Origin of the sequence: Sphingomonas endolithica, assembly GCF_025231525.1 — a bacterium.
GTDB lineage: Bacteria > Pseudomonadota > Alphaproteobacteria > Sphingomonadales > Sphingomonadaceae > Sphingomonas > Sphingomonas endolithica.
Genome location: NZ_CP103057.1, coordinates 2,806,149 through 2,828,497, shown reverse-complemented (window position 1 = coordinate 2,828,497; position 22,349 = coordinate 2,806,149). Strand labels below are relative to the sequence as shown.

General features: G+C 65.3%; 21 protein-coding genes and 1 tRNA gene. 10 read left to right on the top strand and 12 right to left on the bottom strand.

Annotation, left to right across the window (positions count from 1 at the left end; all coding sequences use genetic code 11):
- Positions 1–2 precede the first annotated feature (2 nt).
- The 5 genes from mnmE to NV382_RS13265 are packed head-to-tail and all read left to right on the top strand — an operon-like array spanning position 3 to position 5,476.
- Entirely contained in the window at positions 3–1,277 is a 1,275-nt protein-coding gene (gene mnmE / locus NV382_RS13285; protein WP_260597211.1) for a tRNA uridine-5-carboxymethylaminomethyl(34) synthesis GTPase MnmE, read from the top strand.
- Positions 1,278–1,333: 56 nt separating this feature from the next.
- Positions 1,334–3,169, top strand: a complete 1,836-nt coding sequence (gene mnmG / locus NV382_RS13280) for a tRNA uridine-5-carboxymethylaminomethyl(34) synthesis enzyme MnmG (protein WP_260597210.1) — start codon at positions 1,334–1,336, stop codon at positions 3,167–3,169.
- Positions 3,166–3,783, top strand: a complete 618-nt coding sequence (gene rsmG, locus NV382_RS13275) for a 16S rRNA (guanine(527)-N(7))-methyltransferase RsmG (RefSeq protein ID WP_260597209.1) — start codon at positions 3,166–3,168, stop codon at positions 3,781–3,783. Before mnmG ends, rsmG begins: the two co-directional genes overlap by 4 nt.
- Positions 3,780–4,568: a ParA family protein gene (locus NV382_RS13270; protein ID WP_260597208.1), complete on the top strand. Its 789-nt coding sequence runs from the start codon at positions 3,780–3,782 to the stop codon at positions 4,566–4,568. Before rsmG ends, NV382_RS13270 begins: the two co-directional genes overlap by 4 nt.
- Positions 4,565–5,476 (top strand): ParB/RepB/Spo0J family partition protein, encoded by a 912-nt coding sequence (locus tag NV382_RS13265; RefSeq protein WP_260597207.1) that lies wholly within the window; start codon positions 4,565–4,567, stop codon positions 5,474–5,476. The genes NV382_RS13270 and NV382_RS13265 overlap by 4 nt, the downstream gene beginning before the upstream one ends.
- 333 nt (positions 5,477–5,809) lie before the next feature.
- Here the strand turns inward: NV382_RS13265 and holA are convergent, their stop codons facing one another.
- From holA to NV382_RS13245, 4 genes are read right to left on the bottom strand one after another with little or no spacing between them, the layout of a single operon-like run.
- A complete protein-coding gene (holA, locus tag NV382_RS13260) occupies positions 5,810–6,823 on the bottom strand; it encodes a DNA polymerase III subunit delta (protein WP_260597206.1) in 1,014 nt (337 codons plus the stop codon).
- A gap of 4 nt (positions 6,824–6,827) precedes the next feature.
- Entirely contained in the window at positions 6,828–7,349 is a 522-nt protein-coding gene (gene lptE, locus NV382_RS13255) for an LPS assembly lipoprotein LptE (RefSeq protein WP_260597205.1), read from the bottom strand.
- Complete coding sequence (gene leuS / locus NV382_RS13250; RefSeq protein ID WP_260597204.1) at positions 7,346–9,895, bottom strand: leucine--tRNA ligase; 2,550 nt, start codon at positions 9,893–9,895, stop codon at positions 7,346–7,348. Before leuS ends, lptE begins: the two co-directional genes overlap by 4 nt.
- A 16-nt stretch (positions 9,896–9,911) precedes the next feature.
- Complete coding sequence (locus NV382_RS13245; protein WP_260597203.1) at positions 9,912–10,346, bottom strand: DUF3576 domain-containing protein; 435 nt, start codon at positions 10,344–10,346, stop codon at positions 9,912–9,914.
- Positions 10,347–10,571: 225 nt separating this feature from the next.
- Here NV382_RS13245 and NV382_RS13240 point away from each other — a divergent pair, with 225 nt between their 5' ends.
- Entirely contained in the window at positions 10,572–11,261 is a 690-nt protein-coding gene (locus NV382_RS13240; RefSeq protein WP_260597202.1) for a hypothetical protein, read from the top strand.
- Here NV382_RS13240 and NV382_RS13235 read toward each other — a convergent pair.
- Positions 11,234–11,809: a thiamine phosphate synthase gene (locus tag NV382_RS13235; protein WP_260597201.1), complete on the bottom strand. Its 576-nt coding sequence runs from the start codon at positions 11,807–11,809 to the stop codon at positions 11,234–11,236. The genes NV382_RS13240 and NV382_RS13235 overlap by 28 nt on opposite strands.
- A 22-nt stretch (positions 11,810–11,831) precedes the next feature.
- Between NV382_RS13235 and NV382_RS13230 the strand changes: the two genes are divergently transcribed.
- On the top strand, positions 11,832–12,500 hold the full coding sequence (locus tag NV382_RS13230; protein ID WP_260597200.1) for a YggS family pyridoxal phosphate-dependent enzyme: 669 nt from the start codon (positions 11,832–11,834) through the stop codon (positions 12,498–12,500).
- Entirely contained in the window at positions 12,497–13,177 is a 681-nt protein-coding gene (locus tag NV382_RS13225; protein WP_260597199.1) for an HAD family hydrolase, read from the top strand. Before NV382_RS13230 ends, NV382_RS13225 begins: the two co-directional genes overlap by 4 nt.
- On the opposite strand, the gene NV382_RS13220 is transcribed toward NV382_RS13225, so the two are convergent.
- From NV382_RS13220 to NV382_RS13200, 5 genes are all read right to left on the bottom strand, one after another.
- Positions 13,174–13,698 carry a YdcF family protein gene (locus tag NV382_RS13220; protein ID WP_260597198.1) on the bottom strand — a complete coding sequence of 175 codons (525 nt, stop codon included), beginning with the start codon at positions 13,696–13,698 and terminating at the stop codon, positions 13,174–13,176. The two genes, NV382_RS13225 and NV382_RS13220, sit on opposite strands and share 4 nt — an antisense overlap.
- A 7-nt stretch (positions 13,699–13,705) precedes the next feature.
- Entirely contained in the window at positions 13,706–14,767 is a 1,062-nt protein-coding gene (gene ribA / locus NV382_RS13215; protein ID WP_260597197.1) for a GTP cyclohydrolase II, read from the bottom strand.
- Positions 14,764–15,558: an exodeoxyribonuclease III gene (locus tag NV382_RS13210; protein WP_260597196.1), complete on the bottom strand. Its 795-nt coding sequence runs from the start codon at positions 15,556–15,558 to the stop codon at positions 14,764–14,766. The genes ribA and NV382_RS13210 overlap by 4 nt, the downstream gene beginning before the upstream one ends.
- Positions 15,559–15,783: 225 nt before the next feature.
- On the bottom strand, positions 15,784–16,398 hold the full coding sequence (locus NV382_RS13205) for a LolA family protein (RefSeq protein ID WP_418066699.1): 615 nt from the start codon (positions 16,396–16,398) through the stop codon (positions 15,784–15,786).
- Between the two features lie 213 nt (positions 16,399–16,611).
- Positions 16,612–18,924 (bottom strand): FtsK/SpoIIIE family DNA translocase, encoded by a 2,313-nt coding sequence (locus NV382_RS13200; protein ID WP_260597195.1) that lies wholly within the window; start codon positions 18,922–18,924, stop codon positions 16,612–16,614.
- A 110-nt stretch (positions 18,925–19,034) separates the two neighbouring features.
- Between NV382_RS13200 and NV382_RS13195 the strand changes: the two genes are divergently transcribed.
- Complete coding sequence (locus tag NV382_RS13195; protein ID WP_260600410.1) at positions 19,035–20,252, top strand: UbiH/UbiF/VisC/COQ6 family ubiquinone biosynthesis hydroxylase; 1,218 nt, start codon at positions 19,035–19,037, stop codon at positions 20,250–20,252.
- A gap of 118 nt (positions 20,253–20,370) precedes the next feature.
- Here the strand turns inward: NV382_RS13195 and NV382_RS13190 are convergent, their stop codons facing one another.
- A complete protein-coding gene (locus tag NV382_RS13190; RefSeq protein ID WP_260597194.1) occupies positions 20,371–21,000 on the bottom strand; it encodes an LON peptidase substrate-binding domain-containing protein in 630 nt (209 codons plus the stop codon).
- Positions 20,997–21,893 (bottom strand): tetratricopeptide repeat protein, encoded by an 897-nt coding sequence (locus NV382_RS13185; RefSeq protein WP_260600409.1) that lies wholly within the window; start codon positions 21,891–21,893, stop codon positions 20,997–20,999. Before NV382_RS13185 ends, NV382_RS13190 begins: the two co-directional genes overlap by 4 nt.
- Before the next feature lie 180 nt (positions 21,894–22,073).
- Between NV382_RS13185 and NV382_RS13180 the strand changes: the two genes are divergently transcribed.
- Positions 22,074–22,148: transfer RNA gene (locus NV382_RS13180), tRNA-Gly, on the top strand.
- Positions 22,149–22,349 lie beyond the last annotated feature (201 nt).

Below are 22,349 nucleotides of genomic sequence, written 5' to 3'. Positions count from 1 at the left end.
CCATGGATACGATCTTCGCGGTGTCGAGCGGCGCTCCGCCTGCCGCCATCGCCGTTTTGCGCATCAGCGGCCCACGCGCTTGCGCAGCCGCGAGCCTGTTGTGCGGCGCGCTTCCCCCACCCCGCCGCGCCTCGCTACGCCGTCTCGTTGATCCTAGCAGCGCTGGGCCCTTGGACAATGCACTGGTCATCGTGTTCCCCGGGCCGAGGACGGCCACGGGAGAGGATCTGGTCGAACTCCACCTCCATGGGGGACGAGCGGTGGTTGCCGCAGTGGAGGCGTCGCTCGGCGCGATCGACGGATTGCGTCGAGCCGAGCCTGGCGAGTTCACGCGGCGTGCCCTGCAGGCGGGGATCATCGATCTGAGCGAGGCAGAAGGCTTGGGCGACTTGCTTGCGGCTGAGACAGAGACGCAACGGCGCGCAGCGTTGACCGCGGCCGAAGGGGGCATTCGTCGGCGCGTAGAGGCTTGGCTGACCCGCCTGTTGACGATTGCAGCACAGGTGGAGGCACAACTCGATTTTTCCGACGAGGACGACGTTCCCGAGGAGGATGAAAGCGCTATTGCCGATGCCTGTCGCCAGCTCGCAGGCGAGATGACGACGATCCTTGCCAAGCCGCCGGTCGAGCGGTTGAAGGATGGCATTCGCATCGTGCTCGCCGGACCTCCGAATAGCGGCAAATCAACCTTGATCAACGCGCTGGCAGAGCGCGACGCCGCGATTGTTTCTTCAATTGCCGGAACGACACGCGACAGGATCGATGTGCCCGTTCGTCGCAACGGCATCGCTTACTTACTGACGGACACAGCCGGCCTGGCGGAAGCGACCGATGATCCGATCGAAGCTCAGGGTATCGAGCGCGCACGTTTGGCCATTGAGGCAGCCGATGTGGTGTTGTGGCTTGGCGACAGCGATGCTCCTCCCGGCGCGATCTGGCTGCGTGCCCGCGCTGACGAAATTGGCCGGACCGAAACGGGAGCAGAATTCTCGATTTCTGTGCACAGGGCATTGGGATTGGATGCGCTCTGGAGCGAGATCGAACGTCGCGCCGCGGGTCTGCTGCCGGTTTTGGATGATGTTGCCCTCAATGCTCGACAGCGTGATCTGCTCTCTACGTGCACCAACGAACTTTTACTTGCCGCGCGAGCTATCGATTTATTGATGACCGCCGAACACCTGCGTCAGGCCCGGAACGCGCTCGACGCGATTACGGGGCGTGGCGATACTGAGCGCATGCTTGACGCGCTGTTCGGCGCGTTTTGCATCGGTAAGTAGCGTTCCACGTGGAACACTCTTTGACAGACCATGCGGTGAGGCATAGCGCCGTCCGCATGAACTTCGACGTTATCGTCATCGGCGGCGGCCATGCGGGGACCGAAGCTGCCGCCGCGGCAGCCAGGCGGGGCGCCAAGACCGCGCTGATAAGCTTCGACCCTGCGAAGATTGGCGCGATGTCCTGCAACCCGGCGATCGGCGGGCTTGGTAAAGGCCATTTGGTGCGCGAGATCGATGCATTCGATGGCTTGATCGCGCGGGCTACGGATGATGCGGGCATCCACTATCGCATGCTCAACCGCAGCAAGGGCAGCGCGGTTCAGGGTCCTCGTGTGCAGGCGGACCGACGGCTTTATGCGGCTGCAATCCAGCGCATGCTACATGCACAGCCTAGCCTCACCATTGTCGGTGGCGAGGCAGCCTCGCTTATCCTGAACGACAGCACAGTCGCGGGCGTGATCCTAGCGGATGGTAGATCGATCAGCGCTCCCGCCGTGGTGCTCGCGACGGGCACCTTTCTCGGCGCGCGTATGTTCCGGGGCGAGGAACGGCTGACGGGAGGACGCATCGGCGAAGCTGCCGCGAGCCGCCTTGCCGTGCAGTTGCGCGACGCACGCTTGCCGATGGCACGTCTGAAGACGGGCACCCCGCCGCGCTTGGACGGTCGGACGATCGACTGGGCCGCGCTACCCGAACAGCATAGCGACGACGAGCAATGGACGATGTCGCCATTGTCGCCCGGCCGAATCCAGCCGCAATTGTTCTGCGCAATCACCCGTACCACGCAACACACGCACGACATCATTCGGGCGAGCCTGGATCGATCGCCCTTGTTCAGCGGCGCGATCGACGGGACTGGCCCGCGATACTGCCCGTCGATCGAGGACAAGATCCACCGCTTCGGTGATCGTGACGGGCATCAGATCTTCCTTGAACCGGAAGGTCTGGACGATGTCGCGATCTATCCGAACGGCATCTCCACATCTCTGCCGAGCGACGTGCAGGCGGCAATGATACGCTCGATCCCTGGCTTGGAGCGCACGAAGATCATCGTGCCCGGTTACGCGGTGGAATATGACTATATTGACCCGCGCGCCTTGGCCCCGACATTGGAGGTGCGCGCGTTGGGCGGCTTGTTCTGCGCCGGTCAGATCAACGGTACGACCGGCTATGAAGAGGCGGCGGGCCAGGGCCTCGTCGCCGGGATCAATGCCGCAGCCCACGCACTGCAGCTCGATCCGCTACTGCTCGATCGATCGAGCAGCTATCTCGGTGTGATGATCGACGATCTCGTTCTGCAAGGGGTGACCGAGCCTTACCGCATGCTGACAGCGCGCGCGGAATATCGCTTGCGGCTGCGCGCTGACAATGCCGAGACCCGGCTGGGGGAAACCGCTGCGGCGCTTGGCGTTTTGGGGAATGACCGCAGACGGCACCAAGCATCACGCCAGGCCGATCTCTTCAAAATAGCTGGGCGATTGAACCAGCCGGTCAGTGCTGCAGAATTGATTCGCAACGGTGCGACTGAGATCGCTGGCGAGAAAAGGTCCGCAGCGGCATGGTTGCGCCTGCCCGGCGTAACGGTGATGCATGTCGCCCCGTCGCTCCTGGGCGCGTTCGATGCTGCGTTGATCGCCGAGGCAGTCGAAGACGCACGCTATGCGCCCTATATCGAGCGGCAGTCGGACGAAGTAGCACGGCTGCGCAACAATGATGCCGTCGTCCTGCCGCTCAACTTGGACTTTGCGACGATCCCAGGACTATCCAGCGAAATGGTAGAGCGATTATCGATGGCCAGCCCGACGACTCTCGGCGCGGCGGGTCGTATTCGCGGCATCACCCCTGCCGCACTGACGGCGATCCTGCTGCACGCCAAGCGACGTGCGGCATGACCGAGGATGACGCTCGCGACTGGATCGAGCAACGATATGGCGCGGCCGCGCTCGCGCGGTTGCGTCTCTTTGCCGACATGGTGGTCGAGGAGTCCGGCAACCAGAACCTTATTGCCGCCTCGACGATCGATCATCTGTGGGTCAGGCATATGCTCGATTCTGCGCAGCTGGTGCCGCTTGCGGCCGCCGCATCGGCAGGAACCTGGCTGGACATTGGAACCGGCGCAGGGTTTCCGGGGATCGTGACGGCGCTCTTGTCGGGAACTGAGACGCGTCTGATTGAACCACGCCGTCGGCGTGCGGCCTTCCTGGACCATGTTGTGGAGCGTCTGGGGTTACAGCATCAGATCAGCGTCGCCGCCATAAAGGTCGAGGCCGAGGTGTTGAAGGCGAGTGTCATCTCGGCGCGGGCAGTGTCACAGATCGACGCCCTGCTTAATTCCGCGCGGCATTGCGCCTCCAAAGAGACCATCTGGCTCCTGCCGAAAGGCAAGACCGCGCGAGAAGAGGTAGCGCAAGCGCAGCGTTCATGGCATGGAGTGTTCCACGTGGAACAAAGTGCTACGGACCCAGAATCTCTCATCGTAATCGCCAGCAAGGTGTCTCGTCGATGAATGTCATTGCGGTGGCGAATCAAAAAGGTGGCGTTGGCAAGACCACCACCGCGATCAATGTGGGGACGGCGCTTGCCGCCACGGGGCTCAATGTATTGATCATTGATCTCGACCCTCAAGGTAACGCGTCGACCGGCCTTGGCATTAATCGCGCCAGCCGCGGCAAGTCGACTTACGATATCCTGCTTGGCGAGATGCCTGTTACCGATGCGGCACTCGCGACCTGCGTGCCCAAGCTCGACATCGTACCTGCCAATTCGGATCTGTCCGGGGCCGAGATAGAGTTGGTCGAATATGAGGAGCGGACGCACCGCTTGAGCCGTGCGCTTGCCCGGTGCGAAAGCCGCTGGGACGTGGTGCTGATCGATTGCCCGCCATCGTTGGGGCTGTTGACGCTCAACGCGATGGTCGCCGCCAATTCTCTGCTCGTACCGCTGCAGTGCGAGTTTTTCGCGTTGGAAGGCCTGAGCCAGTTGCTCGGCACGGTCGAGCGCATCCGCGAGCGCTTCAATCCCGGCCTGTCGATCCTGGGCGTTGCCTTGACGATGTACGATCGCCGCAACCGGCTGACGGACCAGGTGTCGAACGATGTCCGCGCCGTGTTGGGCCGTGTGGTGTTCGACACTGTCATCCCGCGCAACGTCCGCCTTTCCGAAGCGCCGAGCCACGGATTGCCCGCGTTGATCTACGATCATCGCTGCTCGGGATCGGAAGCGTATATGGCACTGGCCCGTGAACTCATTCCGCGCCTGCCCAAGAGCGCCGACGCTGCGAAGGCCGCATGACCGACTCCCCTGCACCAGACAATGCCACGCCGATGCGTGCGAAGCCTCGATCTGGACTTGGTCGTGGGCTGAACGCGTTGCTTGGTGATATCGCGCGCGAAGAGCCGATCGGACAGAGCGAGTCGCTGTCTCCAGGACTGCGGACCTTGCCGGTGGGATCGATCAGCCCGCATCCCAATCAGCCGCGGCGACATTTCGACGAAGCGGCGCTGGAGGAACTCGCCACCTCGATCGCGGCGCGCGGGCTGATCCAGCCGATCGTCGTACGCCCGCACGGCAAGGGGTATCAGATCGTCGCCGGGGAGCGTCGCTGGCGCGCCGCGCAGCGCGCCCGGTTGCACGAGGTGCCGGTCATCGTCCGCGATTTCGACGATGCCGCGACGATGGAAGTCGCGCTGGTCGAGAACATCCAGCGCCAGGATCTCAACGCGATCGAAGAGGCGGAGGCGTATCATCGCCTGATCGACGATTACGGTCATACCCAGGAAGCGCTGGGCAAGCTGGTACACAAGTCGCGGAGCCATATCGCCAACCTGTTGCGTCTGTTGGAACTGCCACAGCCGGTGCAGGAGCGCGTCGTCACCGGTGATCTCACCATGGGCCATGCCCGTGCGCTGATCGGTGTTGCCGATGTCGAGGGGCTGGTCGATCAGGTCATCGCCAAGGGCTTGTCGGTGCGCGAGACCGAGCGGCTCGCGCGCGGCGCCAAGCCGGAGCCGCGCGGGCGATCGGCGGGTGATGGTGGGCGCGACGCAGATCTCGCGGCGCTCGAACATCAATTGGGTGACCTGCTCGGCCTGCAGGTGCGCATCGCTTATGGGGCCAAGGGCGGGTCGCTCACGCTCAACTATGCGACGCTCGACCAATTAGACATGCTTTGTCAAAGACTTAGCGGAGAGCAGATTTAACGGCTCGTTAGAGGCGCCAGCGCTTGCGATGCGCGATGTTGATCGCTTTCCACGGCGCGATGCTATGTTCCCCCTCGCGCTCCCACCTGACCCGAAATTGCGGCGGGAGCGGGAGCCAACGGCCACCCTGTTGCCGGAATAGCTCCGCCCCACAACTGTTGCAGCGTGTGAAGTGCAGCCCGGCGTTGAACACGCCGGGTTCCTCTGGGGCATGGCCCGTCATCTTGCATCGAATCGCCATCACGGCCTCCCCTGCCCTCTTATCGTCCAATAGGCGTTAAGTCAGGCTGAAGGCACGCGGCGCTTGCGCCAGCTGCTACCATCATCGGCATGTCAGCGCTGCCGTGCCGCCTGCCGTGCGATGGCCAGCATCGCCGCCTCGGCCAGCACACTGCCTGCGGTGGCGGCGCCCATCATCGCGCGCTCGGCTTCGCGCACGCGGTCGATCGCAATGGTCAGCATGGGGCTTTGCCAATGTCGGAGTGCCCGCGCGGTGATCGCTTTCTCGCGGAAGAAGATGCCATCGGTGACATGCGCGACCCCTGCCCCGCCATCCAATTGCGCGCGCAGCTCGGCCAGCGTCATCAAGCGCCGCGCGAGCTGCCGCAGCACCGGGATCGGCGATACGCCGGCTTCGTTCAGCCGTGCGAGCTCCGCCCCGAGCACGTCGGGCTTACCGTCGATCGCCGCATCGATCGCGCGGCTCATCTCGGCATCGCCGATGTCCGCGCCGATCGCGTCCAGCGCGGCATCGTCGATCTCGCGTGGCCGCTCGGCATCGGCATCGAGGAACAGCGCCAGTTTCTCCAGCTCGCGAGTCATAATCGCGCGGTCGCCGCCAGTGGCGAGCGCCAGCCGCGTCGCGGTGTCTCCGGTCGTGCTCATGCCGAACTCGCGCGCGATGGTCGAGACGAGTTTGTCCGCGTCCGCGCCCTCAGGCATGTAGAACGCGCAGACCATTGCCGCCCGTGCCACGGTGGCGAGCTTGACCAGCTTGGCGCTGCTCTTGAGCGATGGTGCAATCGCCACGACCGGGTTTCCGGCGCGTTCGGTCGCCAGCAGGAGGGTGAATGCCTCCAGGCATTCCTCGCCTGCGCCCGAAATGCGGATATGCCGCGCGCCGCCGAACAGCGATAACGAAGCCGCTTCGTCGGCAAGCCGGCCGGGATTGCTCTTGAGCAAGGCGGGCTCGAGGTCGACGCGCTCGGCGTCCGGCCCCATCTTGCGCGCCAGCCTCGTCGCCAGGTCCTGAGCGCCTGCCTCATCGGGCCCATGCAGCAGGAACAGGCGGATCGACGGGTCGGCGGCATCGATCGCCGCGCGGATCTGGTTTGTGTTGGCCTTCACGCCGTCATTGCGGCGCGGGTGCGGCAGCCGTGGATTGCGGCTGCGTCCGCTGCGCATAAAGCGCGACGCGTGCCACGATCTGATCGGCGACGATCCCCGCCAGCCGTTCAAGCGCGGTATTCTCCGCCGCTATGGTGGCATATTCCGATCCGACCACGTCGATACCGGCATCGGAGCCGGCGGTCGCGTCCAGCAGGACCGATCCATTGGCGAGATCGATAAGCTGATAGCGTGCGCGCAGCGTGCGCCGTTCGCGCGCGATACTGTTGTCGCGCCGTACGCCCAGGCCCGTGATATCGTCGTCCAGCCGTACTTCCAGGCGATAGGCGGGGGCGGTCTTGCCCGCTGACAGACGGTCGTTCAGCGCATTGGCCATCAGCCAGCCGGACTTGCCCTGGATCGGCGCGACTTCGATCCGCGTCAGCGTGGTCGCCACGGCGCCTGATCCGCCGCCGCTGTACAGCGGATGCAGGCCGCAGCCCGATAGCGTGAGGGTCAGGAGGGCGAGACTGAGGATGCGCTTCATGCGACGAGGTTTACCAGACGATCGGGTACCACGACGATCTTTTTCGGCATTGCGCCATCCAGCACGCGCTGCACGTTGACATTGGCGAGCGCCAGCGCCTCCATCGCATCCTTGGGCGTGCCCTTGGCGACCTTCACTGTGTCGCGCAGCTTGCCGTTCACTTGCAGCGCGATCGTCACTTCGTCCTCGACCAGCAACGCCGGATCGACCTCGGGCCAGGGCGCATCGGCGATCAGGCCGTCATTACCGGCCAAGGACCAGGCCTCCTCCGCCAGATGCGGCGCCATCGGTGCCACCAGCCGCATCAAGGTGGCGATGGCCGTGTCGCGCGATGCCGAGGGCTTGGCCTTCTCGATATCGTTGACCAGCGCGTACAATTTGGCGACCGCCTTGTTGAAGCCGAGCGCTTCGATGTCGAGCGCAATGCCGGCGATCGTCTGGTGCAGCTTGCGATCCAGCGCCGCATCCCTGCCCGATCCGTCGGATCGTTCGCCGTCGAACAGCCGCCACAGCCGCTGAATGAACCGCCAGCAACCCTCGATGCCGCTCTCGCTCCACGGCAGATCGCGCTCGGGCGGCGAATCCGACAGCATGAACCAGCGCACCGCGTCTGCGCCATATTGATCGACGATCGGTTCAGGATCGACGGTGTTCTTCTTGGACTTGGACATCTTCTCGACGCGCCCGACGGTGACGGCATCACCCGTTGCGCGGTCGAACACACCATCATCGCGGCGCTCGATATCGTCCGGCGCCAGCCACAACGGCTTGGCGATCACGTCCACGCCGTCGGTACCCAGCGTCTCCACCGTCCGGCTATACGTCTCGTGCGTCACCATGCCTTGCGTGAACAGCCCGGCGAACGGTTCCGCCACATCGAGATGGCCGATGTGCTTCAGCGCGCGGGTCCAGAAACGCGCATAGAGCAGGTGCAGGATCGCGTGCTCGACCCCGCCGATATATTGCCCAACCGGCAGCCACTTCTCGGCCACGGCGCGGTCGAACGGCCTGTCCTTGGGCTGGCTGGCGAAGCGGATGAAGTACCAGGACGAATCGACGAACGTGTCGAGCGTGTCGGTCTCGCGCCGCCCCGCGCCGCCGCAGGACGGGCAATCGACCTGATTCCAGCCGGTATGACGATCGAGCGGATTGCCCGGCACGTCGAAGCTGACATCCTCCGGCAACACCACCGGCAGCTGTTCGCGCGGCACCGGTACTGCACCGCATTTGTCGCAATGGATGATCGGGATCGGCGTGCCCCAGTAACGCTGGCGGCTGACGCCCCAGTCGCGCAAGCGGAACACGGTCGAGCCCTTGCCCCAGCCATCGCTCTCGGCGCGTTCGATGACGATGCGCTTGGCATCCTCGATGTCCATGCCATCCAGGAAGTGCGAATTCACCAAGGTCCCCGGCCCGGTCCACGCCTCGTTGCCGACGAATACCGGATCCTCGATCGGGCCGTCCGAAACCACGCGCTTGACCGGCAGGCGGTATTTGCGCGCGAAGTCCAGATCGCGCTGATCGTGCGCCGGCACGCCGAACACGGCGCCGGTGCCATATTCCATCAGCACGAAGTTCGCGATGTAGACCGGCAATTGCCACGTCGGATCCAGCGGATGCGTCGCGGTGATGCCAGTCGCGAAGCCGAGCTTCTCCTGCGTTTCGAGCTCGGCCGCAGTCGTTCCGCCGCGCTTGCACAAATCGATGAATGCGGCGGCCTCGGCGTTGGTCTCGGCCAGCTTGCGCGCAATCGGGTGATCGGCGGCGACGGCGACGAAGCTCGAGCCGAACATCGTGTCCGGCCGCGTGGTGAAGACGTCGACCTTTTCGCCATCCGACAGCTTGAACGAGAAGGTCAGCCCCTGGCTGCGCCCGATCCAGTTGCCCTGCATCAGCTTGACCTTGTCCGGCCACTGATCGAGCGCGTCCAGGCCGTCGAGCAGCTCGTCGGCGAAATCGGTGATCTTCAGGAACCACTGGCTGAGCTTGCGCCGCTCGACCAGCGCCCCCGAACGCCAGCCGCGGCCGTCGATCACCTGCTCGTTGGCCAATACGGTCATGTCGACCGGATCCCAATTGACCGCCGATTCCTTGCGGTAGACGAGCCCGGCCTTGAACAGATCGAGGAACAAGGCCTGTTCGTGGCCGTAATAATCCGGCTCGCACGTCGCCAGTTCGCGCGTCCAATCGAGCGCGAAACCGAGCCGCTTCAACTGCGCCTTCATCGTCGCGATATTGGCGCGGGTCCAGCGGCCGGGATGGACGCCCTTTTCCATCGCGGCATTCTCGGCCGGCATGCCGAACGCATCCCAGCCCATGGGATGGAGCACTTCATGCCCGATCATGCGGCGATAGCGCGCCAGCACGTCGCCCATCGTGTAGTTGCGCACATGGCCCATGTGGATCCGCCCCGACGGGTACGGAAACATCTCGAGCACATACGAACGGGGCTTGGGGCTGTCGTCACGCGCGGCGAAGGTGGAGCGTTGATCCCACACCCCCTGCCACGCCGCGTCCGCCTTCAGCGCATTGAAGCGCGACGCCATATCTTTGGTCTTTCTCTTATCCGGCAACAGAGGCGCGGCGCAGATCGCGGGCGCGCGTCAGGATCGCATCTTCGAGTTTCTGGACGGTCGCGGCCTTGACCGGTGCGGCAACCCACTGCCCGCCTTGGTTCACTTCACGCAGCGCCGCGACGCGCAGGCCATCGGCGCGCAGATCCTGATCCAGGATCGTCACCGTCACCTTGACGCGCTCGGTCGGCACGGCCGGGTTGATGTACCAATCGGTCACGATCACGCCGCCGTTCGAATCGGTCTGCAGCAGCGGCATGAAGCTCAACGTGTCCAGGCTGGCGCGCCAGAGATACGAATTCACACCGATGGTGGTGACGCGCGATGCCGCGAGATCGGCGCTCGGCCGTTCCCTGCCGCCACATGCCGTCAGGGCAAGCGGCAACGCGAACAGGGCAAGCATGGGGGCCGGAAGGCGGATCATCGGCGGTTTCCTGCGGGTAAGGGCAACATGTAGCGGCATCTATAGATGGTCTCGCGTCCGCCGCAAGCACGGCGGTTTCGCAAGGCCCTGTGGGCGGATTACAACACTCTGGCGTAAACTGCTTTCTGATGGTGGTGACGGCGGACCAAATCGTGATAGACGCGTTTTGGAGCAGCGGCAGGAATTTGCCGGTCAAGGGGTGTCGAAGTGGTTGTGGGTCGCGCGATGGCGGGAATGGTAGTGGGAGCGCTCGTCGCTGCCGGTATCGCCGTGGCGCCTGCGATCGGCGCCCCCGACATCACTAACCGCCCGGAAAAGCGCGTTTTTACGCCGCGTGCGATCGGATCGTTCACCCCGGCCTCGGCCGATCCGCGGCTCGCTGCGGTGTTCGCGCGGGGCGGACTCGATTCGAGCGGCTTCCGCTTCACACCGTCCGAATCGCGCCGTACCGGCACCAGGGCCGTGACCGTCGCGGTCCGTGCCCGTTCGACTCGCACCGCATTGAGCGAGCGTATCTCCACCGCGCCATCGGCGCTGAGCCTCGCGCCGATTGCTTATAATCTGGGTGTCGCGGTCGGCTGGAAGCGGTTCGCTTTGTCGAGCGACATGGCGCGGGTCGATCTTGCCGGTCTACCGGGCAGCCGCGAGACGGTCGATCTCGGCCTCAGCTATGCCGGCAAGCGCTTTAGCGGCCAGGTGAAGGCGACCGCCGACCGCCCGCTCGCGGGCACGCCCAAATTGGTCGAGGATGCACCGGCCTATGCGCTGGACGTCGGCGGCTCCTATTCGTTGACGCGCAACTTCGACGTGACCGCCGGCGTGCGCTACAAGAGCGAGCGTGACCGGTTGGAGCGGCTGAAGGACGATCGTCTCGACAGCCAGGCCGTTTATATCGGCACTGCCTTCCGCTTCTGATCGCGCGTCGGGCGCCAGGCATCGATCGCCGCCCAGCCGTAAAATCCCAGATTCGCCAGTCGCCGGTGTCGGCGTGCCTGCATGCCGCCCAGCGCGACGGCCGGCACATCCAGTCCCTGCATGATGGCAGCCGCACGTAGCGGGCCCAGCGGCTTCTTGCCGGGATGCGAGCGGGTGGCGAACACTGGCGATACCAGCAGCAGGTCGGCCCCTGCCCTGCGGCCGGCAAGCGCCTCGCTCCGGGTATGCGCCGGCCAGGTGCGAATGGCGCTGCCGTGCAATCGCGCGGCGCCGTGCACGCCGTCTTCCCCCGGCATCCTGGTCTTGCCGGCGCGGATGAGCACCAGCCGCCGGCGCCGGGCGATCGCGGCGATCGCGGCAAACAGCGCCCGGCGCTCTGCCGGGGGCGTGGCATAGTGCCGGAAGATGATACCGGCGCCCGCCGGCAAGGCCTCCAGCATCGCGAACAATTCGGTGCCGACGCGTTCGTCGGTCATCAGCCACAATCGCGGCAGCGTCTTGGGCGGGGCAGGGTGGCGGGGGCGCACACCGCACCCTATAGCGGCGGCGATGTCATCATACGATCCCACCACCGCCCTCGCCGCCGTGCGTCAGCAGATCCAGCATGCCGCCGGCCTTGCCCGCCGCAAGGCTGAGGACGTGACCCTGATCGCGGTTTCCAAAACGCAGGATGCCACCGCGATCCAGCCCTTGCTGGAGGTCGGGCAGCGCCATTTCGGTGAGAATCGCGTGCAGGAGGCGGCGGGCAAGTGGCCGGCGTTGGCCAAAGCCTATCCCGGCGTCGTGCTCCACCTGATCGGGCAGCTGCAATCCAACAAGGCGGAGGAAGCCGTCGCCTTGTTCGATTCGATTCATTCGGTCGATCGTCCCTCGCTGGTGACGGCACTGGGCAAGGCGATGGACCGGCTCGACAAGCGTCCCGATTGCTTCGTGCAGGTCAATATCGGCGATGAACCGCAAAAGGGCGGCTGCCCGATCGCGGAACTGCCGGCATTGATCACCCTGGCGCACGAGGTGGGCTTGCCCGTCGCCGGCCTGATGGCGATTCCGCCGGCGGACCTCGAGCCCGCCCCCTATTTCGCGCTGCTCGCCGCGATGGCGCGTGACCACGGCCTGGCCGGGCTCAGCATGGGCATGTCGAGCGATGTCGAAACCGCGGTGACCATTGGGGCCACGCATGTCCGGGTCGGCACCGCTTTGTTCGGAGCACGCGCATGACCGCCGCCACCGCCAACCTTTATGCCGCGATCATCTTCGATTTCGACGGCGTGCTGCTGGAGAGCGAATTCGCCGGCAACATGCAGATTGCCGATTATCTGACGCGTATCGGGCACCCGACCAGCGCCGAACAGTCGATGGCCAATTTCATGGGCCTGTCCGGCGCCGATTTCCTGGGCGCGATCGAGCGCTGGATCGGGCGTACCGTGCCCGATGACTTCCATGCCGAGCGCGAGGCCGAGAACGAACGGGTGTTGCGCGATGGGATCGGTGCCGTCGCCGGTGCGATCGACTTCGTGCGTGCGCTGCCCGCCGCCCTGCCCCGCGCGATCGCCTCGTCGAGCTCGACGCACTGGATTCGCACGCACCTCGATCACCTTGGCTTGCGCGATGCGTTCGAGCCGATGATCTTCAGTGGCAAGGAACATGTCGCGCGCGGCAAGCCGGCGCCCGATCTGTATTGGCACGCGGCCCAGGTTCTGGGCGTGCCGATCGCCGAGTGCGTCATCCTGGAGGATTCGGTCGTCGGTGCGACGGCTGCCGTCGCTTCGGGGGCGACGGTGATCGGCCTGTGCGCCGGCACGCATTGCGCGCCCGACCACGCCGATCGCCTGCGTGCCGTCGGGGTCACGCACATCGCGCACGACTTCGATGACGTTGCTCGGCTGATCGCCTAGCGTCGCCGCAGCAGATCGCGCGCTCGCGCGCCGAGTCCGGCGACGAAGTCGTACGGCAAGGCTGCGCCCTCGCGCGCGCGCATCCGCCACCACGCCGCCGTGCGGACATCGTCGCGGTAGAACATCACTGGCCGTGCACGAATGCCGTAGAAGGCGAACAGCATCATCGTCCGCGCCTGATGATAGCGGTCGGTGCAACTGATGCACTGATCATAGCCTCCGGCGCGGAAATAGGCGGCAGCGGCACGGACTGACGTCAAGGTGTCCACACTCTCCTCGTCGAGATGCAACCGTGCGGGGTCGACGGTCTTGGCGAGGATTTCGGCCATCACCGACGCTTCTGACGGTCCCACGCGGCCGGCGGCACCCGAACAGAACAGATCGGCGTTGGGGAAGCGGGCGGCCGCACCCGCGGCATAATCGATCCGCCGCCGCAATGTCGGGCTTGGCCGGCCATCCGCGCGGACGGGGGCGCCGAACACGACGATCAACTGGCGCGACGGTTTTGCGCGCTTGCTCACCGGCAGGTCACAGCTGATGGCCGGTGCGGTCGCGTTTGGTCGCCAGATAGCGCTCATTATGCGGGTTGGCGGGTAGGAAATGCGGCACGCGCTCGACCACCGACACACCCGCACCTTCGAGCTGCGCGACTTTTTCGGGATTGTTGGTCAGCAAGCGCACTTCGCGTTGCCCGAGCAGCTCGAGCATCCGCGCGGCAACCCGGAAGTTGCGCGAGTCGACCGCAAAGCCCAGCCGGGTATTGGCGTCGACCGTATCGAACCCCTGATCCTGCAGCGCATAGGCGCGCAATTTGTTGATCAGCCCGATGCCGCGGCCCTCTTGCCGCAGATACAGCAGGATGCCCCAGCCGCTCGCGGTGATCGCAGCGATCGCGGCATCTAACTGCGGCCCGCAATCGCATTTCAGGCTGCCCAGTACATCGCCGGTTAGGCATTCGCTATGCAGCCGAACCAGCGGCGGCTGACCGTTGGGCGCGCCGATCAGCAGCGCAATATGTTCGCCTGGCATTTCGGGCGTGCGGAACGCGACGATCTCCGCCGTCTCCGCGCCGGCCACGGGCAGGCGCGCGCGGGTGGCGATGGCGAGGCGCGCGGCATCCTCATGCTGGGCGATGTCGTCGACCGTGATGCTCAGCGCGGCGGTGCCACCAGGGACCGCGAAGAATGCCGGTAGCACGCCGCCGATTCGCGCGAGGCGCAATGCGGCGGCCCCCGCCTCGCTCTCGGCCAGTGGGATGGCGCGGAAAGGTCCCTTGAGCGGCGTTTGGAGGTCCAATTGCGGGTCGGCCAGCGCCGTGGCGGTGGCGAAGTCGAGCCACGGCGCGCGCTCGACGAGGACCGGGGCATCGGGCACCGCCGCGGCGCGTTGATTGGCGAGCTTGAGCGTCAGCGCGCGGCCCGCCGACAACAAGACGGCTGCGGTTCCCGCCCGGTCGAATGCCGCCAGCCGGACCGGATCGGCGGTCTCGATCGGCAGCAGCGCCAACGTGCCGTCCGATCCGCTGATCGCCACCGGCCACCCACGGCGCAAGGCGTCGATCGCAAGCGCCGTCTGCTGCGCATCGCTCAACAGGCGAACTCGGTCATGATCGGCACATGATCGGAGGGTTTCAGCCAGCTGCGGCAGTCTTCGAACACGGTGTGCGCCTGCGCCGTCGCTGCCACGTCGGCGGTCGCCCACATATGGTCGAGCCGCCGCCCGCGGTCGTTGGCGGTGAAATCGGGCGAGCGGTAGCTCCACCAGGTGTGCAACCGCGCCGGCGAGGGATGGAAGTGCCGCCCGAGATCGACCCAGGAATTGGACGCCTTGAGCGCATTCAGCGCCGCCACCTCGATCGGCGTGTGACTGACGACGTTCAGCAATTGCTTGTGGCTCCACACATCGGCCTCGAGCGGTGCGATGTTAAAATCGCCGGTCAAGATCGTCGGGGTGGCAAGCTCGGCCGACCAGCGCGTCATGCGGTCGACGAAATCCAGCTTCTGCCCGAATTTCGCATTCACCTCGCGGTCGGGAACGTCGCCCCCCGCCGGCACATAGACGTTGTCGAGGCGCACGCCATTGGGCAGCCGCACGCCGACATGCCGTGCCTCCATGTTCGCCTGCCAGTCGTAGCGATCGTCCTCCACGATCGGCACGCGGCTGATGATCGCCACGCCGTGATGCATCTTCTGCCCGTGCAGGATGATCTGGTCGTAGCCGAGCGCGCGAAACGGCGCGGTCGGGAAGTCGCCGTCGACCACCTTGGTTTCTTGCAGGCATAGCACATGCGGCTGCACGTCGCGCAGGAAGCGTTCGACGATCTCGATGCGGAACCGCACCGAATTGATGTTCCAGGAAACGATCTTGAGCGTGTCCGCCATGGCGGAGCATGTAGCTACGCGATCCGGCCGGCGCCAGTGCACTGCTACATACTTGAAAAAGGAAAGGCCCCCGCTCCGGGGGCATGGAGCGAGGGCCGACCTAGCGTTCGTCACGCAGGCAGGATGGGGGCTGACAATTCGAGCAACAGGGGGGAAATCTCGAACCGCCCCTCATCCGCCAGGCATAATTAGGACAGTGAACCTGTCGCCAATATGAATGAAACGTTATTTCGGCCCGGATGCACGCCGTGGATCGTTCCAGCGGAACGTTCCGTCGCTAACAGGCGCGTTAAAGCGCTGATTGGTCAGCCGGATCGTCGTCCGGTTGTTCTGACTGTCCAGTGCGACCCAGCCCTGCAGCATCAGTCCACCCGGAGCCGACGTGCTACGCAGGAACACCAAGGTGATGCGGCCATATTCGGGATGCTTGGGGTCGTTCGCCTCGACCGAGATGATCCGGGGATCCACGCCGGGCACGACCTTGGCGAACCGAGTCATGTCACGCGATGGATCGAGCAGCACGGCCAGCGGCGAGTTGCCGATCGGCCAGCGCTGCACCTGCCGCACCGAATAGTCGATGAAGGTCAACGCCTTGCCGTCGCCGACGATCAGGATCGGCACGCCCTTTTCGTACTGGAAGCGGATCTTGCCCGGCTTCTTCAGCGTCAGCACGCCGGTCAGCACCTTGTTGGCGCGATCGGTCTGCGTGAAATTGGCCGTCATGCTCTGCACCGATTGCAGATGTTTCTGGACGAGGCCGAGCTCGCCCGGTGCGACTGCGGCGGGCGCCGCGGCGATCAGGGCAGGGGCGAGCGCCAGGGCGCTAAGTCGCAAATTCACGAAATTCTCCTCAGGGATGCCGGTCGTCTGACGTTCGCGCGTTGAACCCGCTCTGAACCAATAGAGCCTTTATGCGGCGCTTCGTCATCCCCGCGAAGGCGGGGATCCATTATCTCGAAGCTAGGCCGTAAAATCGAAGCGTCGGCCAATATGGATTCCCGCCTGCGCGGGAATGACGAAGTCGTGCGTGTGTGTGGAAGAATCTTCCGGGCGCTATAGCGGATTACCCTCGCGGTCGCGCAGCACTTCGCGGCGTCCGACATGGTCCGGGCGGCCGACGACGCCGTCTTTCTCCATGCGTTCGATCAACCGAGCGGCGGAATTGTAGCCGATGCGCAGTTGCCGCTGCAGCCAGGAGGTCGAGGCCTTCTGGCTTTCCACGACCAGCTGGATGGCGCTGCGATACTGCTGGTCCTCGGTCGAATCCTCGCCGGTCGGCGCGCCGTCCATGATGAAGCTCTCTTCGGGCTCCTCGGTGACCGACTGGATGTAATCGGGCTGGCCCTGCGCGCGCCAGTGATCGGCGACGGCGCGCACTTCGTCATCGCTGACGAACGGGCCGTGCACGCGCACCACGCCGCGGCCGCCGGGCATGTACAGCATATCGCCCTTGCCCAGCAGCTGTTCGGCGCCCTGTTCGCCCAGGATGGTGCGCGAATCGATCTTCGACGTGACGTGGAAGCTGATCCGCGTCGGCAGGTTCGCCTTGATCACGCCGGTGATGACGTCGACCGAGGGGCGCTGCGTCGCCATGATCAGGTGGATGCCCGCCGCGCGTGCCTTCTGCGCCAGGCGCTGGATGAGGAATTCGACTTCCTTGCCTGCGGTCATCATCAGATCGGCAAGCTCGTCGACGATCACCACGATCTGCGGCAGCGGCACGAAATCGAGCGTCTCTTCCTCGTAGATCGGTTGGCCGGTATCGGAATAGCCGCACTGCACCTTGCGCCCGAGCGGCTGGCCCTTGGCCTTGGCCGCACGCACCTTTTCGTTGAAGCTGGCAAGGCTGCGCACGCCGACCGAGGACATCTGACGATAGCGGTCCTCCATCTGCTCGACCGCCCATTTCAGCGCGCGTACCGCCTTGGCCGGATCGGTCACCACCGGCGACAGCAGATGCGGGATATCCTCGTACATGCTGAGTTCGAGCATCTTGGGATCGATCATGATCATGCGGCACTGATCCGGCGTCAGCCGATAGAGCAGCGACAGGATCATGCAGTTCAAGCCCACCGACTTGCCCGAGCCCGTCGTGCCCGCGACCAGCAGATGCGGCATCGGCGCTAGGTCGGCGATCACTGGATCGCCGGCGATGTTCTTGCCCAGTACCAGCGGCAGCGATGCCGCCTGATCCTCGAAGCTCTGCGATCCGATCAGTTCCTGCAAGCCGACCATTTCGCGCTTGGCATTGGGCAGTTCGATGCCGATCACCGTGCGCCCCGGGATTGTCGCCACGCGCGCCGAGATCGCCGACATGTTGCGCGCGATATCGTCGGCGAGCTGGATCACGCGGCTGGCCTTGATGCCGCTGGCGGGTTCGAGTTCGTACATCGTGACGACTGGGCCTGGCCGTACCTCGACGATCGATCCCTTGACGTGGAAATCGTCGAGCACCGATTCGAGCAACCGCGCATTACGCTCGAGCGCCGCCTTGTCGATCGGCCCGCCGGCGGACGGCGGGGCAGGGATCAGCAGCTCGATCGCCGGCAACCGATAATTATTGTCGCGCAGGTCGAGCCGTTCCTGCTTTGCCTTGGGCTTGGCGACCGAAGGGGCGAGCGTCCGATCGGCGATCACCGGGCCTGGGCGTTCGTCCGGGATCGCCACGGCGCGGGGCGCCGGCACCGCCTTGCGCGCTGGTTCCGGTTCCACGGTCACCGGCTCGCCGAACGGCGTTGTCGCCGGCACGACAGCGGCACCGCGAAATGCGGGCAGACGCGGCAGGCGCCGGCGGGACAGATCGATCTGCAGGCTGCGCGCCCACACGATCGCACCGATTATCGCCGCCAGCAGCCCCAGCCCGCGACCGGTCCACAGGATCGCCACCGGATCACCGATGAAATCCATCCCCCAGCGCAGGATATCGGTGATGCCGAGCCCGAGCACGCCACCCCAGCCGGCCGGCAGGGCGAGTACCGACGATCCCGACATGAAGGCGAGCGCCGTGCCGACCAGCACCGTGCCGATCGCCGCACCGCCCAGCATCCAGCCCCAGCGCCCGGTCGGTTCGTTACGCCATAGCCGCATCGCCATGACCGGCGCGACGGGCACGAGCAGCACCACGGCCGGGCCGAACAGCGTCAGCGCGAGATCGGCGAACCAGGCGCCGGGCAGCCCAAGCCAGTTCTCGGCCGGCCCGCGCGAGGCAGTGTTGAGCGACGGATCGCCGGAATGGTAGCTGGCGAGCGCGATCACCATGACAATGGTGGCGGTGAACAAAGCGAGCGCGGCGAGCAGCGCGCTGCTGCGGACCGCCCCTGCCTTCACCGTTTCGCGCCAAAGCGCAGGCCGAGCACGGCTCGCCATCTCAATTTGTCCCGTCTGTCCGCTATCTGTTCCGGATAATCGCCCTTGCGGCGGGTGCCGTCAAGGCAGCCGCATTGGCAGCGGCGCATGCGGCGGTTACGGTGCGTGGCATGGAACAGGCAGATGTCATCATTCTGGGCGGCGGCCTTGTCGGCAGCGCGCTCGCCGTGGCGCTCGATGCGCACAAGTTGAAGGCGATCGTCGTCGATATCGCCGATCCGCAAGTGATCCTGGCAGCGGGTTTCGATGGCCGCGCTTCGGCGATCGCCAGCGCGCCGTACCGGATGCTGAGTGCGATCGGCGTGATCGACCGGCTGGCGGGCAAGGGCTGCCCGATCGCGGGGATTCGGGTGAGCGATGGGCTGGAGCCCGGCGCGCTGGATTTCGCGCCATCGGCCGATGATGGCGCGCTCGGCCATATGTTCGAGAATCGGTTGCTGCGCGGCGCCTTGTACGAGGCCGCGGTGGCCGCCCCCAATATCGACCTGCGCATGAGCACGCGGGCCGTATCCGTTACCCGCGACGACCAGGGCGTGACCGCCGTGCTCGATTCGGGGGCGACGATCACCGCGCCGCTGCTGATCGCGGCGGAAGGGCGTAATTCGCCGACCCGCGACGCGGCCGGCATCCGCACCGCGCGCTGGCAATATGATCATGCTGCAATCGTCACCTCGCTGCACCATGAACATAGCCACGAGAACATTGCCTTCGAGATCTTCTACCCGCAGGGGCCGTTCGCGATCCTGCCGCTGAACGACGATGCCGAAGGGCATCGCTCGGCGATCGTCTGGTCGGTGTCGCGGGCCGAAGCGCCGGGCATGCTCAAACTGTCCGAGCGCGGTTTCCTGGCCGAGGCGGAGAAGAAGATGGGCGGGTTCCTCGGGCAACTCGGCCCATTGGGCGCGCGCTCCAGCTATCCGCTGGGCTTTCACCATGCGGCGCAGATCGTTTCCAACCGCCTCGCGCTGGTCGGCGATGCCGCGCACGGCATCCACCCGATCGCCGGGCAGGGCGTCAATGTCGGTTTCCGCGACGTGGCGACGTTGGTCGAGGTGCTGGTCGAGGGCAAGCGGCTCGGGCTCGATCTCGGCGATCCGGCACTGCTCGCGCGCTACCAGCGCTGGCGCAGTCTCGACACGCTGATGGTCTCGGTCGCCACCGACGGCCTGCAGCGGCTGTTCGGTATCCCCGGCAAGACCGCCAACGCCGCCCGCCGCCTCGGGCTATCGGCGGTGCAGCGCCTGCCGATGGTAAAAAACCGCTTCATGGCCGAGGCGCGCGGCGAAAGCGGCGAGGTACCCAAGCTGCTACAAGGGATGATGGTCTAGCCCCCGAGCGTCATCCTGACGAACGTCAGGATCCAGAGCCACAAGGGGCGGCCACCGTGACTTTGGATCCCGGGTCGAGCCCGGATGACAGCTCAGATCAGGCGGAACGTACTGACACTTACTGCAGCGTCACCGATTCATCACCGTCATGCCGGCCAAAGAACTGCATCAGCTGGATGATTAATTCGGCGCGATCCTCGATCCCTTCAGCCTCGAGCAGCGCCTGTTTCGCGGCCACGTCGAACGGCGCGATCTGGGCGATGCCGTTGACCAGCGCTTCGTCATCAAGCCGTGCGACCGATTCCCAATCCACCGCATAGCCCTGCGCATCGGCGAAGCGCCGCGATTCCATCTCCAGCGAGGATCGGCGCGACAGCGACAATGTGTCGTCCTCCGCGGCTGGCGGCAGGAATTCGGCTTCGACCTGGCGGAAGGCGGTACTGACATCCAGTTCGCGCAGTACCCGGAACAGCGACACGCCTTCCAGCACCAGATTGTAGCGCCCGTCCTCCATCGCCTCGAACTCGGCGATCCTGCCGACGCAGCCGATATCGAACAGCGCCGGTGCTTCGCCTGGCCCGACCGCATTGGGGCGCGGCTGGATCATGCCGATGCGGCGATCGCGCGCCATCGCGTCGCTCATCATCGCGCGGTAGCGCGGCTCGAAGATGTGCAGCGGCAGATGCATGCCGGGAAAGAGCAACGCGCCCGGCAGCGGGAAGACCGACAGGCGTACGGGTTTGCTCATCCGAACAGGATCGCCGACAATTTGCGCCGCTGTGCCGAGACCCAGGGGTCTTCCAGCCCGACGACCTCGAACAGCTTGAGCAATTGCGTGCGCGCGGCGCCCTCGTTCCATGCCCGGTCGGCGGCAATGATCGTCAGCAGCGATTCGGCCGCGGCATCACGGTCGCCCGCCGCCATCTGCCCGCCGGCCAGTTCAAAACGCTTGTCGTGATCCTCCGGATTCGCCGCTACCTCGGCGGCCAACCCCGACAGATCGTCCACCGGCTTGGCGTCGCGCGCCAGCTCCAGCGTAGCCTTGGCGCGTTCGATCTCCGGCAGTTTCGCCAGCGCCTCCGGCAGCGCAGCGATTGCCGCATCCGCCTCGTCAACGCGATTGGCCATGACCAGTGCCCGTAGCCGTCCCGACAGCACGGCCGGATGCTCAGGTGCGATCTCGACCAATTGGTCGAACACCGACAGCGCGCGTTCTGCATCGCCTTCTGCCAGCACCTGCTCGCCCATCGCGATCAGCGGTTCGAGCTCCGCTTCCAGATCGGCGGCTTCGCTCGGGATCGGCAGCTTGGCGAGGATCTGGTCGATCATCGTCTTCAGCTGCGATTCGGTCCGCGCCGAGGTCAGGTCGGCGACCAGCTGCCCCTGGAACATCGCATAGACGGTGGGGATCGACTTGATCTGGAATTGGCTCGCGATGAACTGGTTCTTGTCGGTATCGACTTTGGCCAGCACCACGCCCTTATCGGCATAGGCCGCCGCGACCTTCTCCAGCAACGGGGTCAGCGCCTTGCACGGCCCGCACCATTCGGCCCAGAAATCGATGATGACTAGCGCGTTCATCGACGGCTCGACGACGTCGCGGCGGAAGCTTTCCACCGCTTCGCGTTCCGCTGCACTCAATCCCAAGGTTGCCAAGGTCGAACTCCGTTTCTGGTGTGCGCCTTATGTGGGCGCTCGGGCCCGCAAGCCAACCCTTTTCGCACGACAGCGAAACAGGGGTTGCCGATCCGCGACACCACTGTTAGAGGCCGCCTCCTTACCCGCCCCCTCCGGTCACCGGCAGGGGCGTTAGGCGCCAGAGCGGGCGTAGCTCAGGGGTAGAGCACAACCTTGCCAAGGTTGGGGTCGAGGGTTCGAATCCCTTCGCCCGCTCCAGTTTCCGTAGTAAATACAAGCACTTAGAAACTGACCGCCGGGGCTGAGGGCAGCCGCGTGTGGTCTGGGGTAACACCGGGGTAACTCTGGGTGGTTTGCTAGTCGCATGAGCATCCTAGACAATGCCGACAGTGCGACTGCTCGCCATGCCATCGAATACTCTGAGTGTCTCGGCGGATTGATGTTCACATGATGCCTTCC

What these genes read in the sequence shown, in the direction of transcription:
- NV382_RS13270 (WP_260597208.1), top strand. Translation starts at nt 3,780, where the DNA reads ATGAATGTCATTGCGGTGGCGAATCAAAAAGGTGGCGTTGGCAAGACC.
- NV382_RS13230 (WP_260597200.1), top strand. Translation starts at nt 11,832, where the DNA reads ATGTCATCATACGATCCCACCACCGCCCTCGCCGCCGTGCGTCAGCAG.
- NV382_RS13240 (WP_260597202.1), top strand. Translation starts at nt 10,572, where the DNA reads ATGGCGGGAATGGTAGTGGGAGCGCTCGTCGCTGCCGGTATCGCCGTG.
- NV382_RS13265 (WP_260597207.1), top strand. Translation starts at nt 4,565, where the DNA reads ATGACCGACTCCCCTGCACCAGACAATGCCACGCCGATGCGTGCGAAG.
- lptE (WP_260597205.1), bottom strand. Translation starts at nt 7,349, where the DNA reads ATGAAGCGCATCCTCAGTCTCGCCCTCCTGACCCTCACGCTATCGGGC.
- leuS (WP_260597204.1), bottom strand. Translation starts at nt 9,895, where the DNA reads ATGGCGTCGCGCTTCAATGCGCTGAAGGCGGACGCGGCGTGGCAGGGG.
- NV382_RS13245 (WP_260597203.1), bottom strand. Translation starts at nt 10,346, where the DNA reads ATGATCCGCCTTCCGGCCCCCATGCTTGCCCTGTTCGCGTTGCCGCTT.
- mnmE (WP_260597211.1), top strand. Translation starts at nt 3, where the DNA reads ATGGATACGATCTTCGCGGTGTCGAGCGGCGCTCCGCCTGCCGCCATC.
- NV382_RS13195 (WP_260600410.1), top strand. Translation starts at nt 19,035, where the DNA reads ATGGAACAGGCAGATGTCATCATTCTGGGCGGCGGCCTTGTCGGCAGC.
- NV382_RS13225 (WP_260597199.1), top strand. Translation starts at nt 12,497, where the DNA reads ATGACCGCCGCCACCGCCAACCTTTATGCCGCGATCATCTTCGATTTC.
- NV382_RS13210 (WP_260597196.1), bottom strand. Translation starts at nt 15,558, where the DNA reads ATGGCGGACACGCTCAAGATCGTTTCCTGGAACATCAATTCGGTGCGG.
- rsmG (WP_260597209.1), top strand. Translation starts at nt 3,166, where the DNA reads ATGACCGAGGATGACGCTCGCGACTGGATCGAGCAACGATATGGCGCG.
- mnmG (WP_260597210.1), top strand. Translation starts at nt 1,334, where the DNA reads ATGAACTTCGACGTTATCGTCATCGGCGGCGGCCATGCGGGGACCGAA.
- NV382_RS13190 (WP_260597194.1), bottom strand. Translation starts at nt 21,000, where the DNA reads ATGAGCAAACCCGTACGCCTGTCGGTCTTCCCGCTGCCGGGCGCGTTG.
- NV382_RS13200 (WP_260597195.1), bottom strand. Translation starts at nt 18,924, where the DNA reads ATGGCGAGCCGTGCTCGGCCTGCGCTTTGGCGCGAAACGGTGAAGGCA.